Source organism: Streptomyces sp. NEAU-174 (assembly GCF_052665095.1).
This window is the reverse complement of the sequence record NZ_JBQTCE010000005.1, coordinates 430,015-443,067: the sequence shown is the minus strand read 5'-3', so window position 1 is coordinate 443,067 and position 13,053 is coordinate 430,015. Positions and strand designations below refer to the sequence as shown.

21 protein-coding genes are annotated in these 13,053 nt (G+C 67.6%); 12 read left to right on the top strand and 9 right to left on the bottom strand.

Annotated features, from left to right (window positions below):
- The first annotated feature begins 45 nt into the window (after window positions 1-45).
- The 8 genes from ACT2CW_RS17655 to ACT2CW_RS17620 all read left to right on the top strand — a co-directional run bounded on the left by ACT2CW_RS17655 (window position 46) and on the right by ACT2CW_RS17620 (window position 3,733).
- Window positions 46-468, top strand: a complete 423-nt coding sequence (locus ACT2CW_RS17655; RefSeq protein WP_182470628.1) for a VOC family protein — start codon at window positions 46-48, stop codon at window positions 466-468.
- Window positions 465-1,226, top strand: a complete 762-nt coding sequence (locus ACT2CW_RS17650) for an SDR family NAD(P)-dependent oxidoreductase (protein ID WP_164433880.1) — start codon at window positions 465-467, stop codon at window positions 1,224-1,226. Before ACT2CW_RS17655 ends, ACT2CW_RS17650 begins: the two co-directional genes overlap by 4 nt.
- A 12-nt stretch (window positions 1,227-1,238) precedes the next feature.
- On the top strand, window positions 1,239-1,430 hold the full coding sequence (locus ACT2CW_RS17645; RefSeq protein ID WP_445517385.1) for a hypothetical protein: 192 nt from the start codon (window positions 1,239-1,241) through the stop codon (window positions 1,428-1,430).
- Window positions 1,415-1,612: a hypothetical protein gene (locus tag ACT2CW_RS17640; protein WP_445517379.1), complete on the top strand. Its 198-nt coding sequence runs from the start codon at window positions 1,415-1,417 to the stop codon at window positions 1,610-1,612. Before ACT2CW_RS17645 ends, ACT2CW_RS17640 begins: the two co-directional genes overlap by 16 nt.
- Window positions 1,613-1,632: 20 nt before the next feature.
- On the top strand, window positions 1,633-1,782 hold the full coding sequence (locus ACT2CW_RS17635) for a hypothetical protein (RefSeq protein ID WP_445517239.1): 150 nt from the start codon (window positions 1,633-1,635) through the stop codon (window positions 1,780-1,782).
- 141 nt (window positions 1,783-1,923) lie between these two features.
- Window positions 1,924-2,148 carry a hypothetical protein gene (locus tag ACT2CW_RS17630; protein WP_037946845.1) on the top strand — a complete coding sequence of 75 codons (225 nt, stop codon included), beginning with the start codon at window positions 1,924-1,926 and terminating at the stop codon, window positions 2,146-2,148.
- A 93-nt stretch (window positions 2,149-2,241) separates the two neighbouring features.
- Window positions 2,242-2,703 (top strand): MerR family transcriptional regulator, encoded by a 462-nt coding sequence (locus ACT2CW_RS17625; protein ID WP_445517238.1) that lies wholly within the window; start codon window positions 2,242-2,244, stop codon window positions 2,701-2,703.
- Entirely contained in the window at window positions 2,696-3,733 is a 1,038-nt protein-coding gene (locus ACT2CW_RS17620) for an NAD(P)-dependent alcohol dehydrogenase (protein ID WP_445517237.1), read from the top strand. Before ACT2CW_RS17625 ends, ACT2CW_RS17620 begins: the two co-directional genes overlap by 8 nt.
- Before the next feature lie 47 nt (window positions 3,734-3,780).
- On the opposite strand, the gene ACT2CW_RS17615 is transcribed toward ACT2CW_RS17620, so the two are convergent.
- The 4 genes from ACT2CW_RS17615 to ACT2CW_RS17600 are packed head-to-tail and all read right to left on the bottom strand — an operon-like array spanning window position 3,781 to window position 5,747.
- Window positions 3,781-3,966: a DUF397 domain-containing protein gene (locus tag ACT2CW_RS17615; protein WP_445517236.1), complete on the bottom strand. Its 186-nt coding sequence runs from the start codon at window positions 3,964-3,966 to the stop codon at window positions 3,781-3,783.
- 15 nt (window positions 3,967-3,981) lie between these two features.
- Complete coding sequence (locus ACT2CW_RS17610) at window positions 3,982-4,836, bottom strand: helix-turn-helix domain-containing protein (RefSeq protein WP_445517235.1); 855 nt, start codon at window positions 4,834-4,836, stop codon at window positions 3,982-3,984.
- A gap of 7 nt (window positions 4,837-4,843) precedes the next feature.
- Entirely contained in the window at window positions 4,844-5,368 is a 525-nt protein-coding gene (locus ACT2CW_RS17605; protein WP_445517234.1) for a DUF6879 family protein, read from the bottom strand.
- Window positions 5,340-5,747 (bottom strand): hypothetical protein, encoded by a 408-nt coding sequence (locus ACT2CW_RS17600; protein WP_445517233.1) that lies wholly within the window; start codon window positions 5,745-5,747, stop codon window positions 5,340-5,342. Before ACT2CW_RS17600 ends, ACT2CW_RS17605 begins: the two co-directional genes overlap by 29 nt.
- Before the next feature lie 176 nt (window positions 5,748-5,923).
- On the opposite strand from ACT2CW_RS17600, the gene ACT2CW_RS17595 reads away from it, so the two are divergent.
- The 3 genes from ACT2CW_RS17595 to ACT2CW_RS17585 all read left to right on the top strand — a co-directional run bounded on the left by ACT2CW_RS17595 (window position 5,924) and on the right by ACT2CW_RS17585 (window position 7,507).
- A complete protein-coding gene (locus ACT2CW_RS17595) occupies window positions 5,924-6,433 on the top strand; it encodes an ATP-binding protein (protein ID WP_445517232.1) in 510 nt (169 codons plus the stop codon).
- 61 nt (window positions 6,434-6,494) lie between these two features.
- Window positions 6,495-6,641 (top strand): hypothetical protein, encoded by a 147-nt coding sequence (locus ACT2CW_RS17590; protein WP_445517231.1) that lies wholly within the window; start codon window positions 6,495-6,497, stop codon window positions 6,639-6,641.
- Window positions 6,642-6,736: 95 nt separating this feature from the next.
- Window positions 6,737-7,507, top strand: coding sequence for an aKG-HExxH-type peptide beta-hydroxylase (locus tag ACT2CW_RS17585; protein ID WP_445517230.1), 771 nt, complete (start codon window positions 6,737-6,739; stop codon window positions 7,505-7,507).
- Between the two features lie 101 nt (window positions 7,508-7,608).
- On the opposite strand, the gene ACT2CW_RS17580 is transcribed toward ACT2CW_RS17585, so the two are convergent.
- Window positions 7,609-8,292, bottom strand: coding sequence for a pentapeptide repeat-containing protein (locus ACT2CW_RS17580; protein WP_445517229.1), 684 nt, complete (start codon window positions 8,290-8,292; stop codon window positions 7,609-7,611).
- Window positions 8,293-8,699: 407 nt separating this feature from the next.
- Between ACT2CW_RS17580 and ACT2CW_RS17575 the strand changes: the two genes are divergently transcribed.
- Window positions 8,700-8,777 (top strand): 50S ribosomal protein bL37, encoded by a 78-nt coding sequence (locus ACT2CW_RS17575; protein WP_370443954.1) that lies wholly within the window; start codon window positions 8,700-8,702, stop codon window positions 8,775-8,777.
- Window positions 8,778-9,103: 326 nt separating this feature from the next.
- Here the strand turns inward: ACT2CW_RS17575 and ACT2CW_RS17570 are convergent, their stop codons facing one another.
- The 4 genes from ACT2CW_RS17570 to ACT2CW_RS17555 all read right to left on the bottom strand — a co-directional run bounded on the left by ACT2CW_RS17570 (window position 9,104) and on the right by ACT2CW_RS17555 (window position 13,043).
- Entirely contained in the window at window positions 9,104-10,270 is a 1,167-nt protein-coding gene (locus ACT2CW_RS17570) for a serine hydrolase domain-containing protein (RefSeq protein ID WP_445517228.1), read from the bottom strand.
- A 105-nt stretch (window positions 10,271-10,375) separates the two neighbouring features.
- Window positions 10,376-10,951 (bottom strand): MepB family protein, encoded by a 576-nt coding sequence (locus ACT2CW_RS17565; protein ID WP_445517227.1) that lies wholly within the window; start codon window positions 10,949-10,951, stop codon window positions 10,376-10,378.
- Window positions 10,952-10,966: 15 nt separating this feature from the next.
- The gene (locus ACT2CW_RS17560) at window positions 10,967-12,040 is read right to left on the bottom strand and encodes a tartrate dehydrogenase (protein ID WP_445517226.1); all 1,074 of its coding nucleotides are present in this window, start codon (window positions 12,038-12,040) and stop codon (window positions 10,967-10,969) included.
- Window positions 12,041-12,155: 115 nt separating this feature from the next.
- Window positions 12,156-13,043, bottom strand: coding sequence for a LysR family transcriptional regulator (locus ACT2CW_RS17555; protein ID WP_445517225.1), 888 nt, complete (start codon window positions 13,041-13,043; stop codon window positions 12,156-12,158).
- Window positions 13,044-13,053 lie beyond the last annotated feature (10 nt).

Sequence of the window (13,053 nt, the reverse complement as noted above, 5' to 3'; positions counted from 1 at the left end):
TGGACAGGGTTGCTCGCCCATCCCCTCGCGAGAGGAGGGACGCCCATGTCGTCCCGTCCCGCTGCGCACCTGGCCATCCCGGTCGACGACCTTGGCGCCGCCCGCACCTTCTACGGAGGCGTCCTGAACCTGCCGGAAGGACGGTCCACCGACCACTGGGTCGACTGGGACCTGCACGGCCACCAGCTGGTGACCCACCTCGTTCCCACCGCACCTGCACCGGCCGGCGTCAGCGCGGTGGAACAGCACACCGTGCCCATCCCGCACTTCGGCCTGCTGCTGACCGAGGAGCGCTTCCACACCACCGCCGACCGGCTACGGACAGCCGGTGTGCACTTCGACATCGAGCCACACTGCCGATTCCCCGGCCAACCAGCGGAGCAATGGACCATGTTCTTCCGCGACCCCGCCGGCAATGCTCTGGAGTTCAAAGCATTCCGCGACGAGTCGATGGTGTTCGCGCGATGAGGGGCGTCCTGGTGACCGGCGCCTCCCGGGGCATCGGCCGAGCCATCGCAATGGCGTTCGCCGCAGGCGGGGACCGAGTAGCGGTGCAGTACGCCAGCCGACGTACAGACGCCGAGGAAACGCTGCGGCAGCTGCCCGGCACTGGGCACACGCTGATCGAAGGCGATCTCGGCGATCCTGATGCCGGCGAACGGATCGTGGCGGAGGCCGTGACGGCGCTCGGCAGCATCGACGTCCTGGTCAACAACGCCGCCGTGGCACCGGCGGCCGGCACACACCACCCGGTCGCCGATGTCCCACTGCACACCTGGCAGCAGATCTGGCGGCGCATGCTGGACGTCAACGTGCTGGGCACGGCCGATGTGACCTGGGCGGTGGCCCGACACCTCATCGACCGCGGTACCGGCGGGAGCATCGTGAACGTCGGATCACGCGGCGCGTTCCGCGGCGAACCCGACTTTCCCGCCTATGGAGCGAGCAAGGCCGCGCTGCACGCCTTCGGGCAGTCGATGGCTGTCGCGCTGGCGCCACACGGCATCGCCGTCACGTCGGTGGCCCCGGGATTCGTCGCCACCGAACGCCAGTCCGCCAAACTCACCGGCCCCGACGGGGATCTGGTCCGTAGCCAGAGCCCGTTCGGCCGGGTCGGCACCCCCGAGGAAATTGCCGCCACCGTGTGCTTCCTCGCGTCGCCGGCCGCGGCCTGGACGTCCGGCACCATCGTCGACCTCAACGGCGCCTCGTACCTACGCACCTGAAAGGTCACCCGCATGCCTCCGATTGCCCTGGCTATCCGTCATCTCGGCTTCGAGGACCTCGGGCTGCTCTATCCGTTGCTGCGCGACCGGGGCTACGACGTGCGCTATCTCGACGTGGCCGCCGAAGGCGGCAACGTGCCTTCGACCGCTTCTGGCGCGCCGCCGACGCCTACCATGACGGCACCGGACTGGGGCTGCCCATAGTCCAGCAGCTCACCCGCGCCGGCGGCGGCGACGTCACCCTGGACGCCGCACCCGGCGGCGGCCTGGACGCCATCGTCCGCCTCAAACCCGCGGACACCCGCCGCCCACCATCCGCCCGACGCCCACGTGCCACCGCCCGCGCCCGGCGCGATGGGTTCTCCGGCGCCTTCTCGGTGGGGTAGAGGCGTACTCGGCGTGCGTCGTGTTCGTCCACGTCTCGCCGTACCCAACCTTTCTTCTCCAGTCCGCTCACCGGCCGCTCGACGGGGCCATCGCGGACCGGGCCCGCTTCGTGTACCTGGACGGCCTGGCGCTCGGGCCGGTCGTCGAGCGGGTCGGCCAGGGCGGCTGACCGACCTGGGTCGCATTGCCCCCGGCGCCGGTCGACCCGGACCTGCCGAGCGCGGGCATCCGCATCGGCCAGGAGGGGCGCCGTGCCGGTGGCCTCGGGCCTGGGGTCCGTCCTGGTCGCGCGGTTTCCTACACTCACGGGATGGACAACAACACGTGCACCCACTGCGGCACCGTCGGCCTGGCGGAAGGTTTCATCGAGGACGCCGGTGAGCACTCGCGCGGGTACGCGCGTTGGATCGAAGGCGCGATGGAGCGGGGATTTTTCGGGGGTGCCAAGCGGACGGGCCGGCCCCGACGGCAGATAGTGGCGTTCCGCTGCCCCAAGTGCGGGCACCTCGAACTGTTCGCCGCCGACGAGGTGTAGCCCTCCCCTGGTGAGGGGGACCGGGCGCACCCTCACCAGCGGCGGGGCCGGGACATTTGCGCTGGAGTCAACTCCAGCTTTTAGCGTGGGGGTATGGCTGACTCCTCCGGGCCGGACCGGATCGGCATCCGCGCTGTGTCGGAGCTGACCGGGCTGAGCATCGACACATTGCGCTGGTACGAACGCGAAGGTCTGCTGCCCCTGGTCGAACGAGGCCCTGGCGGACGGCGCCGCTACTCGCCCGCCGCGATCCGGTTCATCCGCCTGGTGCAGGCGCTGCGCCGTACCGGCATGTCGGTGGACGACGTGCGGGCCTTCGTGCGGATGGGCTCCGGCCTGGAGTGGCACGACAGGCGTACGGCGCTCCTGGAGCAGCGCGCCGCGGCCATCGAGGAGCAGATCGGTCAGTTGCGTCAGGACCTGGCGGTGGTGCGGGAGAAGATCGCGCACCACCGCGATCTGAAACGGCGTGGTCTGGACTGCGAGGACGAGATCGGCACGACGCGAACGGCGCGAGCAACGCGAGCGACGAGAGACGGGAATGAGCATGCGTAAGGTCAGTGGATGGGCGGCTCATGCACCCGGCGCGGCCGTGACCCCGTGGGACTTCGAGCGCCGGGAGCCCCGGGACAAGGACATCGCGGTGCGGGTCCGCTACTGCGGTGTGTGCGCCAGCGACCTGTCCGCGATCCGCCACGGCGACCCGGCCGCCTTCCCGCTCGTTGCCGGTCACGAGATCGTCGGGGAGGTCAGCGCGGTCGGCGACGCGGTTTCGCGGTTCTCGGTCGGCGACCAGGTCGCGGTGGGCAACATCGTCGACTCGTGCCGCACCTGCCCCGCCTGCCGCGCCGGCCGGGAGAACTGGTGCCACGAGGGAGTCACGCTCACCTACGGCGGCACCGACCGCGTCGACGGCTCCCGCACCCAAGGCGGATACTCCACCGAGTACGTCGTTGACGAGCACTTCGCCTACCCGCTGCCGAGCGGGCTGGATCCGGCGGGAGTGGCCCCGCTGATGTGCGCGGGTGTCACCACCTACGTACCGTTGCGCCGCTGGGGCACCGGCCCCGGCCGGACGGTCGGCATCGTCGGCATGGGTGGCCTGGGCCATATCGCTCTCCAGCTCGCCCATGCCATGGGCGCCGAGGTCGTGCAGTTCACCACCTCCCCCGACAAGGCCACCGAAGCACGCCGACTGGGCGCCGACGACGTGGTCCTCTCCCAGGACGAGCAGCAGATGGCCGCGCAGACGGGGCGCTTCGACCTGATCCTCGACACCGTCGGAGCGCCGCACGCGCTGGAGCCCTACCTGAGCGCCCTGGCCATCGATGGAACCCTGTGCCTGGTCGGCATCCCGGCGCAGGAACTGCGGCTCAACGCGCTCAGCCTGATCGTCGGCGCGAAGAACCTGGCCGGCGCGGGCAGCGGTGGAACCGGCGAAACCCAGGAGATGCTCGACTTCTGCGGCGAACACGGCATCACCGCCGAGACCGAGATCGTGCCCGCGCACGACGTCAACACCAGCCTCGACCGGCTGGCCCGCAACGACGTGCGCTACCGCTTCGTCCTCGACCTGGCCGGCTGAACCGCCGGTTCAGTTGTGCCCTCACCTCTGAGCGCTACGGGATCAGGTCAGACCTCTGTCGCCTTGACGAAGTCCACGAATGACGACCAGGCGCCCGGCCGGAGGGCCAGGAAGCCGAAGTCTCTGTGTTTGGAGTCTCGGACCAGCACCACGTCGGAGTCGTTGTCAGCCACCTCGACGCACGTGTCTGACTTTGTGTAGGAACTGGTTCGCCATTCCGGCTTCGTTGTCATGGTCGTCGTCTTCTCCTAGTCGATGGGCATCCGGTCGTAATGCTGAATCGCGGTGAGGATCAAGTCCCGGACGGTTGTCCCGTAGACCGCTGACTGTCTCAAGAGGGCGAATGCCTTCGCGTACAGCTCGATCTCTCGGGGTTGGGAGACAGAGAACTCCGCTGAGTAGGTCTCGACCAGAACGAGCTTCTCATCGAACATTGAGAAAGAGTTGCCGGGCCATATGGAGGCGGGTGCGGACCTCGGGACGATGCCCAGGCTGAGGCGGGGGAGCCTCATGACGGCCAAGAGGCGATCGAGCTGTCCCTTCATCACCTCGGGGCCACCGAAGTTGGTGTACAGGGCCTGCTCGCCGAGCAGCACATTGAAGATGCGGTCGCCCTGGTACAGATACTGCTGACGTTCAAGCCGCTTGGCTGTGGCGGCTTCCGCGTCGTCGGGGATCTCGTAGTAGCTGACCACCTGCTTGAAGATCTCCGACGCGTACTCCGCTGTCTGAAGCGTCCCCCACACGACCGTGGGGTGCCATATACGGAAGACCCTGGTCTTGGCGTAGACCTGAAGCCCCTGCTTCTGCCGCTTCTCCGCGCCGGTTTGAAGTACTCGACGCCACTCGAGCCATAGCTCGTCGACATGGCGGACGGTCGCGATGAGATCGCCAAGGTGGTCGCGTTGGCCCGTCGTCTCGCACCACACGCGGATGTCTTCCTCGGTGGGGCGCTGCTTGCCGTTCTCGATGCGGGAGACCTTCGACTCCTGCCAAGCGGTGGCACGCGCAAATGCCCGGCCGCTTGCGAATCCAGCATCCTTGCGGAAACCGCGCAGCCGGGCACCCAGCGCTTGCAGTGCCTCTTCTACTTGTTTGCTCACGTGTGGTTCAGGGCTTGTACTCGCAGTGTGGGGTGGCGACCTTCCAGAGGTGATCGCGCAGTCGGACGCACTCCGCCACGGTGTCATGGTCGTCTATGAGCTCAGAGCCTAGTACACGGCCCTCGGAGTCGAAGTGGCCGACAGCGAGAAGCCGATCGTCGTACAGCCACCAGTCTCTCCCCTTCACGGGGAAGGAGATGCCCACAGGCAACTGGTGCCGAGGCAGCCAGCGGATATCCTCACCGGCCTCGATGTTGAGGCGGGTCAACGAGTGCTCCCAGCCCACATATTGAGAGTGGGGCTCACTGACGACGCGGACCCGTCGGACGGTCTTCCCCTCACCCGTCACGCGCTTCATGAGGGTCACCCAGGGGGTGAGCCATGCGTAGTCATCCGGCTCGCCCCTTTGCCATCGGGCGTAGGGCGTGTCCTCGATGGGGGATCCGTAGTCGTCCCTCAGCTCCAGGTGAAAAGCGTCGCGTTCAAAGCTGTCGAACAGCTTGTCACGCTGGGCCGGGGTGATCAGATCCACTCTCTTCCTCCAGCAGGGCCGTGATCGAGGACTTGGGAACCTCGATGCATGTCTCATAGTCGGGCATGCGCATCTGGCTCAGGGCTTCAGGATCGTGCATTTCGGGGCCTCGCAGGATGCATGTGCCCTGTTCGGTGAGGAGCATGATCGGGGCGCTGAAGCTCTTGATCTCGCCGGTCGCGTGTCCGTCCTTCGTCAAGTGCTCGAACAACTCGGGTGGTACCTCGATGACCGTCTGTCCTTCCGGTACATCGAGGCGCATGAGCAAGTCGTTGGCGTACACCTTCCAGCCTTGGATGACGTAGCTGTCCTGGTCGCTGGCGTACAGGGTGGGGCTGTCGCCGGGGGTGGAGTTCTTGCCGAGGAACCGTAACCTCATCGCCGCTCTCCCGTCCGCTGCCTTGCGCAGATTTGCGCGACATGACGATGGTCATGTGCCCGTTAGGCTCGGTCAATCCTCATGCTGCAAACTCACGCAATCTTCTTGGGGCCTGGCCTTGCCCCGCTCTACGTTCGTCTTCAGGCGAGGCCCTGAAGAGTGACGAGGAGTCACACATGGAGATCCCCCGGGTGAAGCGAGTGGCGTCTGGCGGTGCGCAGGACGGGCGCCCAGGCATGGTTCGGTTCCCGGAGAGAGCAGCCCGCTTCCCGCAGCGCGACACGCTGATAGACCTGGTGGAGCCTCGTGTGCATCGCATCAGGGCTGAAGCGGAGCCGAGCACGTTCGGTGCTGTCCGCCGGGACATCTCCCACCAGATGCAGCTATGGGGATTGGCGCCGATGGCTTATGGCGTGTGCCTCGTGGTCACAGAGCTGCTGTCCAACGTGCACAGGCACGCTGGTGGTGGGGAGAGTGATCTCCTGCTACGCCACTCTCGCGGTGAACTGTGGGTCATGGTCGGCGACCGGTCACACGAGCTTCCAGCGATCGAGAACCTTGATGTCACGAAGACCTCAGGTCGCGGCTTGATGGTCGTCGATGAGTACGCGGATCAATGGGTGGCGGTACCGACCTCGGTCGGCAAAGTCGTTATCTGTAGGTTCACAATTCAGGAAAATCGTTGAGAAGAGACAAGAAGGAGGCATGATGAGTGCAACCAAGACCCCGCCGCCGAGTATCGCGGGTATGTCGATCGACGTTTTGTCCGGCATCGTGACGGCAGTCCAGAGCGACCCGGCGAGTCTCGCGGTCGGCATCCGGCAGCGAGTCGAGCAGACCCGGCAGGGCACCCACGTTCAGATGATGGGCGGCTGGACGGAAAACGACGCGTAGATACCCGCCTAGATACCCCAGTCCGACTGACGCCATGAGTGTGCCCGGAACTACTACCTCGGTTCCGGGCGCACGTGCACCAGGAAGGAATGACTGTGCACTTTCTCAACCTGGGACATCTCTGCGAAACAGTGGCCCGGCTCGCTCATGCACAAACCGGGCAGTACCCCAAGAGTGTCCCCGGCCTCGGCTCTGCCTATCGCCGGGCTATTTCGGGACTCAGGCCCTTACACGCCGAGGAGGAGGGGATCTCCCTCTCCTACGAGGACAGCCCGTGGGCAAGGCACTGTGGAGCAGAGGGGATCTTCGAGCATATCTTCGCTCCTGCGTCTCGCAGTGACGATGCCACGCGCGAACACTGGGACGCGATGGTTCGCCAAGCCGTCCTGCACATCCATGAACTCAGTCCGGACCTGGGGAGGATGATTGACCTGCTTGTTACGGATGTGGTGATCGTGAATTCGCGTTCTGACGGTGGCGGGAGCACCAATACGGTGCCGGGGCTGGTTGTCATGAGCCCCGGCGAATGGGACGTTCCTGAATACGCCGAATGCCTCGTGCACGAAGGGCTGCATACGGGCCTCTTCATGCTGGACATGGTCTACGGCATGTTCACTCTGCCGCCGGCCGAGCTGGAAAGGGACCAGTACCGGGCACTGTCCGCCGTAAAGATCGGGCGGAAGCGTCCCCTGCACGCCGCATTCCATGCGGCCGCGGTTGCGGTCCCGCTCATGTACATGCAGCATCTCCGGGGAGTCGACACCCTGGTCACGAAATACACGGCCTCCCTTCGGGATGCGTGTGAGGACATAAACGACTGCGCGAGTGCTTTACGCCCTATGGCCAGCTGCTGCTTGACGAGATGAGCGCATGGGCTGGAGGTGAGCCGCTCGACTTCGAGCATGTCACCCGAAGCATCTCCAGCCCTGAGTACGCAGGGTACGGGCCAGTCGTCGCCTGACGCGTGCTACTCGAACTGGATACCCGCCTCTCGTGCCAGGCTCAGGGCCAATTCCAGCGCCCCTGGGCCTGACACGGTGGCGCCCTTGAGGCTCGCTGCTCCACCAACGTCGATGAGTGTGCAGTTCTTGAACCGTACGGAACCGAGCTGGCAGTTCGCCCACTGAGTTCCGGTCAAGTCGCAATTCTCGAATAGCACGTTGTGCAACTGGGATGACTGAAAGTCTGCTCCGTGCAGTCGGCAATCAGAGAAGGCGACGCTGTAGAGCTTGGTATGCCGGTACATCGCGGGTGTGCTGATGCACCCCTCAAATCGCACATCGCGGAAGGTGCCGTGACTCCATGATGAGCCTGTCAGGCGGCTCCCGCCAACTGTGCAGCGGATCAGGGATACGTCGTGAGCGGATACTTGTGCGAAGTCGCAGGTGCTGAACGTGCAGTCGGAAAATTGACTCCGGCGTAGTCTCGTACCGGTGAAGCGCACGTTCTCGTAGGTGCAGCCCTCGGCCTCGGCTGCTTCTACTTCAAGGCCGATGAAGTGAGTGCGGTCAAACTTGATTCCCTTGGTGATCGCATCGTCGTCGAGGTCATCAGCCGGCGTTTCAGCGGGTCGCAAGGTTGGTGAGATCTTGGGAGCCGTGGGGTGCTTGATGCGGGTGACGCTGCGGCCTCGTTGCGTGACCTGAGCCATGCGTATTCGGTCCATTCGCCGGATAATGTGGAACGCTGAGGCTCAGTCTAAAGGGAATGGCTCGCTGGCGATGGAGAGTCGCACGCTTCGAATGAGTGCGATCATCCGTTTGAAACCCCGTCTTCAGCCTGCCGCTGAACTGACCATCAACAGATACGAAAACTCGCGTTTCATGCCATGCGCATGACCGCGCCCCCCCCGCGTCCTTCCGCGCAGCCCGCGGCCCCCCACCGGGTCCCCCGGTGGGGGTGGAGCTGGTCCGGCCCATGACGCTGATGCGTGGCGTGAGGTGTTTCACGGAGGGGCGTGAGGTGTCGGGGGCTGGGTAAGCGCGCCGCGATCATCGCTTGAGATGCCGAGGTAATCGGTACACATAGGGCGAAAAGCATTGCTGGAAAGGAGGCGACATGTCGTCGAAGCGACGTCGTAAGAAGAAGGCCCGTCGTAAGAACGGGGCCAATCACGGTAGCCGTCCCCAGTCCTGAGCTGGGGCTTCTGCCGAGTGACGGTGACGGGCTCCCCGAGCGCGTGGCGCGCCGCCGCGCCCGGGCGCGGGGAGTCCCGGCGGCGGGCCTTTCCCCTCCTTGCCCCTTCCCGTTACCAGGGGCTCCGCCCCTGGACCCCGGGGTCCGCTGGGGCGAGATCCGTCGCGGATACCGCCTAAGCGGATCGGTGGAAGTCGGCCGCGGTTCGGGTGCGCCCCGAAGGGGCGCGGGGCTGTGTCGATGTGCGGCTCCGCCGCGTGGGCGCGACCGGCCACGACGAAGCCGCGGATGAACGACCGCACCTCGCGGCACTTCCCGTGGAGCGCTTAGGGGTGGTGGCCTTCGCAGAGGGCCGTCTGGACAGCCGCCTTCATGTCGGCGTCCTGGGCCTCCGTGCCGCCCGGGTTGAGGTTCACCATGACGGTCGCCTGCCTGCCGTCGGTCGTGGCGCCGCCCACCGTTCCGTATCCGAGGATGTCGCCGCCGTGGCCCCAGTAGAGGTCGCCGCAGGGCAGCGGTCTGCTCTCCAGGCCGAGGCCGTACGCCCGGCCGTCGGGGTTGCCGGTCGGGCGGGTCGTCATCATCTGCCGCAACTGCGCCGGGCGCAGCAGCCTGCCGCGTACGAGGGCGTCCAGGAAGCGGTTGAGGTCGGTGCCGCTGGAGATCATGCTTCCGGCCGCGCCCGCGACCGAGGGGTTGACCGCGGTGATATCCATGAGCGGCGCGTTCTCGCCCGGCCGGGCGTAGCCGCGCGGATGCGGGCCGGGGATCGTCGGGGCGTCGCCCGGTACGTACGTCTCGTGCAGGCCGAGCGGCGCGATGACGCGTCGGCGGATCTCCTCGCCGTAGGTGTGGCCGGTGACCCTTTCGATGAGCAGACCGGCCAGCAGGTAGTTGGTGCTGGAGTAGCGCCAGCCGGTGCCGGGCTCGAAGGTCGGGGGGTGGGCGAGCGCGATGTTCACGAGGTCGCGGGTGTCGTGGTGGGCGAGGGGGTCCTCGAGGACGTCCTGCGGGGTGAGGTGGGCGAGGTAGTCGGGGACGCCGCTGGTGTGCTGGAGCAGCTGACGGACGGTGATGATCCGCCCGTCGTTCCCGTGTCCGCGGATGACGCCGGGCAGATAGCGCTCCACCGGCGCGTCGAGGGCGACGCGATGCTCTCCGACCAGCTGGAGCACGACCGTCGCCACGAATGGCTTGGTCATGCTGCCGATCCGGAACCTGCTGTCGCGGCGCATCGGGGCGTGGCTCTTCACGTTCGCGACGCCGCTGGTCAGGACCGCCCTGCCGCGCCGGTTCCGCGTTTCCACAAGTGCTCCGGGCACGCCGTCGGCCGTGGTCAGCCGGTGCAGGATTGCGCGCAGGCCAGGTGGGTGTTCCGCCGAGGTGTTCATCCGCGGCGCGTCGTCACCCCTCGGTGCCGCCGCCGCTGCACCCGCCACCGCCGCCAGTGTGAGTCCGCCGGTCAGCACCCGCCTGCGCTTGACCACGTTCATGTGATCCCCCTCGAAGCCTCATCGCGACCGAATGGTCACGTTAGAGACCGGCCGGGCCCGGCATCGATCCGGCCAGCCACCCCCATCGCCCTGGGGACAACCCCACTACGGCCGGTAGAGGGCGCGGGCGCGGGCCGGGTCGGCGGGGCCGTCCTGGCCGAGGTGGAAGAAGTGGTTCACCTGCCATGCCTGGGTGCCGCGGGCCTGCCGGTTGGTCGTGGTCACCCATGGCGGGTAGACCCGGAACCCCCGCTTCCCGCCCTTGCCGTCACGGGAGACGATGCCGCGCTCGCACAGCACCGCGCACGGGAACACGAACTGGCCGAAGCCGTGGTCGTCCCGGCTGCTGATGACGAAGAGGTCCACCCCGTCGTCGGCGTCGAAGGGGCGGATCGGCCCGTTCTCGGACCGCTGCCACACGGTGACGAACTGCCCCACCTTCGTCGGGGTGGTTTTGGCCACGCGGAACCGGACCGAACGGTCGTCGAGCGTGAATCCGCACGCCGCGTATTCGGCGCTCTCCGGTTCCGGCACCGGCGGCGAGCAGGTGAAACCGCTCGGGTCGTATACCAGTTCCTTCGCCGCCAGCAGGTCGCCCGCCAGCAGGTCGCCATGGAGCCCCGCCCATGGTTGAAGCCCCGCCCGTGGCTGGAGCCCCGCCCGTGGCTCATTTGTCACCATGCGGTCATTCTGTCATCAGAGCAGTTCGAGCAGGGCGTCGGTGAATTCCTCCGTGGTGGCCGTACCGCCCAGGTCTGGGGTGCGGACGGGCGTCTTCGCCAGGACGGTCGCCATGGCGTCGGTCACGCGGGTGGCCGCCTCGGGGTGGCCGAGGTGGTCGAGCATCATCGCGGCGGACCAGATCGCGCCGAGCGGATTGGCGATCCCGCGTCCGGCGATGTCGGGCGCGGAGCCGTGGACGGGCTCGAACATGGAGGGGAAGTCGCGCTCGGGGTTGAGGTTGGCCGCGGGGGCGATGCCGATGCTGCCCGCGACCGCGGCGGCGAGGTCGCTGAGGATGTCGCCGAAGAGGTTGGAGGCCACGACGACGTCGAAGCGCCCCGGGTCGAGGACGAACTTGGCGGCGAGGGCGTCGATGTGCTCCTGGTCCCAGGCCACCTCCGGGTGCGCGGTGGCGCGTTCGGCCACCAGCTCGTCCCAGAAGGGCATGGTGTGGATGATGCCGTTGGACTTGGTGGCCGAGGTGAGCCGGCCGCCGCGCCGCTCGGCGAGGGAGAAGGCGTAGTCCAGGACGCGGGTGACGCCCTTGCGGGTGAACACCGCCTCCTGGACGGCCATTTCCTCCGGGAGCCCCCGCCCGAGGCGGCCGCCGATCTCGCCGTACTCGCCCTCGACGTTCTCCCGGACGACGACGAGGTCGACATCGCCGGGGCCCGCGTCGCGCAGCGGGCTGGGCACGCCCTCGAAGACGCGGATGGGGCGCAGATTGACGTACTGCTGGAAGCCCCGGCGGATGGGGATCAGCAGCCCCCACAGCGAGACATGGTCCGGGACGCCGGGGTAGCCGACCGCGCCGAGCAGGATCGCGTCATGGCCGCGCAACTGGTCAAGACCGTCGTCGGGCATCATCGCGCCGAGGTCGGCATAGCGCTCGCAGGACCAGTCGTACGTCTCGTACGTGAAGCCGAGGCCGTGCCGGGCGGCGACGGTGTCCAGGACGCGGCGGGCGGCCGGGATGACCTCGTTGCCGATGCCGTCGCCGGGGATCAGGGCGATGCGGTGGGTGGTGGTCGTGCGGCGGTTCGTCATGGAGGGGATTGCAGCAGGGGAGCGACTTCCGCGTCCAAGACGCAGATCGCATGGGTCTTATAGGCCCGCCCTATGAGGTTCCCGCCCTAGGCTCCCGCCCTATGAGGTTCCCGCCCTATGAGGTTCCATGAGATTCCACGGCGGCGCCGACGAACGCCTCCGCCGCCGGTGTCAGCGGCGCCCGCCGGCTGACCAGGGCGATATGCAGACTGGTGCTCGGCTCCAGGTCCAGGACCAGGGCCCCCGCCCGCTCCGCGAGTCCGCGCCAGGCGTCGGCCACCACCGCCAGGCCCACGCCCCGCAGCACCAGCGGCAGGATCGACACCCGGTGCTCGGTCTCGACCACGACGGTCAGCGCCACGCCCTCGGCCACCAGATCGTCGACGTAACGCCGCATCCCCGTCCCCTTCTGGCCCACGATCAGCCGGTGACCGGACAGCTGCTCATGGCGCACCGGCACCCCGGGGCGGAACGGCCCGTCCGGGGGTGTCAGCAGCACGAAGCGCTGCTCGGACAGCGGATAGGTGCGCACATCGCCCTGCGGTACGGGGTCGGGGGAGGCCAGCAGCCCCAGCTCGCACACCCCGGTGCGCACCATCTCCGTCACATCGCGCGGGGTGAACGCGGCCTGGACCCGTACGGACACCGCGGGGTGGGCCCGGGCGAAGCGGTCGATCAGCCCCGTCAGCGGCTCGACGGCCTGGGAGGGCGGGGCCGCGATGTCCACCCGGCCGCCGCGCAGCCCGTGCACCGATTCCACACTGGCCCGCGCGAGCTGGAGACTGCGCACCGCGTCCCGCGCCGGTCCGATCAGGGCCGTGCCCGCGTCGGTGAGGACCGCCCGGCGGCCGATGCGGTGGAAGAGGGCACTGCCCAGGTCGCGCTCCAGGGCGCGGATGGCCTGGGAGAGGGACGGCTGGGACAGATACAGCGCGGAGGCGGCCCGGTTGAACCCGCCGTGGTCCACCACGGCCAGGAAGTACTCCAGCTGCCGCACATCCACCGCGCCGCCT

Bases quoted from the DNA above. Each gene is read 5' to 3' on its own strand.
- ACT2CW_RS17655 (WP_182470628.1), top strand. From the start codon at position 46: ATGTCGTCCCGTCCCGCTGCGCACCTGGCCATCCCGGTCGACGACCTT.
- ACT2CW_RS17650 (WP_164433880.1), top strand. From the start codon at position 465: ATGAGGGGCGTCCTGGTGACCGGCGCCTCCCGGGGCATCGGCCGAGCC.
- ACT2CW_RS17645 (WP_445517385.1), top strand. From the start codon at position 1,239: ATGCCTCCGATTGCCCTGGCTATCCGTCATCTCGGCTTCGAGGACCTC.
- ACT2CW_RS17630 (WP_037946845.1), top strand. From the start codon at position 1,924: ATGGACAACAACACGTGCACCCACTGCGGCACCGTCGGCCTGGCGGAA.
- ACT2CW_RS17625 (WP_445517238.1), top strand. From the start codon at position 2,242: ATGGCTGACTCCTCCGGGCCGGACCGGATCGGCATCCGCGCTGTGTCG.
- ACT2CW_RS17620 (WP_445517237.1), top strand. From the start codon at position 2,696: ATGCGTAAGGTCAGTGGATGGGCGGCTCATGCACCCGGCGCGGCCGTG.
- ACT2CW_RS17615 (WP_445517236.1), bottom strand. From the start codon at position 3,966: ATGACAACGAAGCCGGAATGGCGAACCAGTTCCTACACAAAGTCAGAC.
- ACT2CW_RS17600 (WP_445517233.1), bottom strand. From the start codon at position 5,747: ATGAGGTTACGGTTCCTCGGCAAGAACTCCACCCCCGGCGACAGCCCC.
- ACT2CW_RS17595 (WP_445517232.1), top strand. From the start codon at position 5,924: ATGGAGATCCCCCGGGTGAAGCGAGTGGCGTCTGGCGGTGCGCAGGAC.
- ACT2CW_RS17590 (WP_445517231.1), top strand. From the start codon at position 6,495: ATGTCGATCGACGTTTTGTCCGGCATCGTGACGGCAGTCCAGAGCGAC.
- ACT2CW_RS17580 (WP_445517229.1), bottom strand. From the start codon at position 8,292: ATGGCTCAGGTCACGCAACGAGGCCGCAGCGTCACCCGCATCAAGCAC.
- ACT2CW_RS17575 (WP_370443954.1), top strand. From the start codon at position 8,700: ATGTCGTCGAAGCGACGTCGTAAGAAGAAGGCCCGTCGTAAGAACGGG.
- ACT2CW_RS17570 (WP_445517228.1), bottom strand. From the start codon at position 10,270: ATGAACGTGGTCAAGCGCAGGCGGGTGCTGACCGGCGGACTCACACTG.
- ACT2CW_RS17565 (WP_445517227.1), bottom strand. From the start codon at position 10,951: ATGGTGACAAATGAGCCACGGGCGGGGCTCCAGCCACGGGCGGGGCTT.
- ACT2CW_RS17560 (WP_445517226.1), bottom strand. From the start codon at position 12,040: ATGACGAACCGCCGCACGACCACCACCCACCGCATCGCCCTGATCCCC.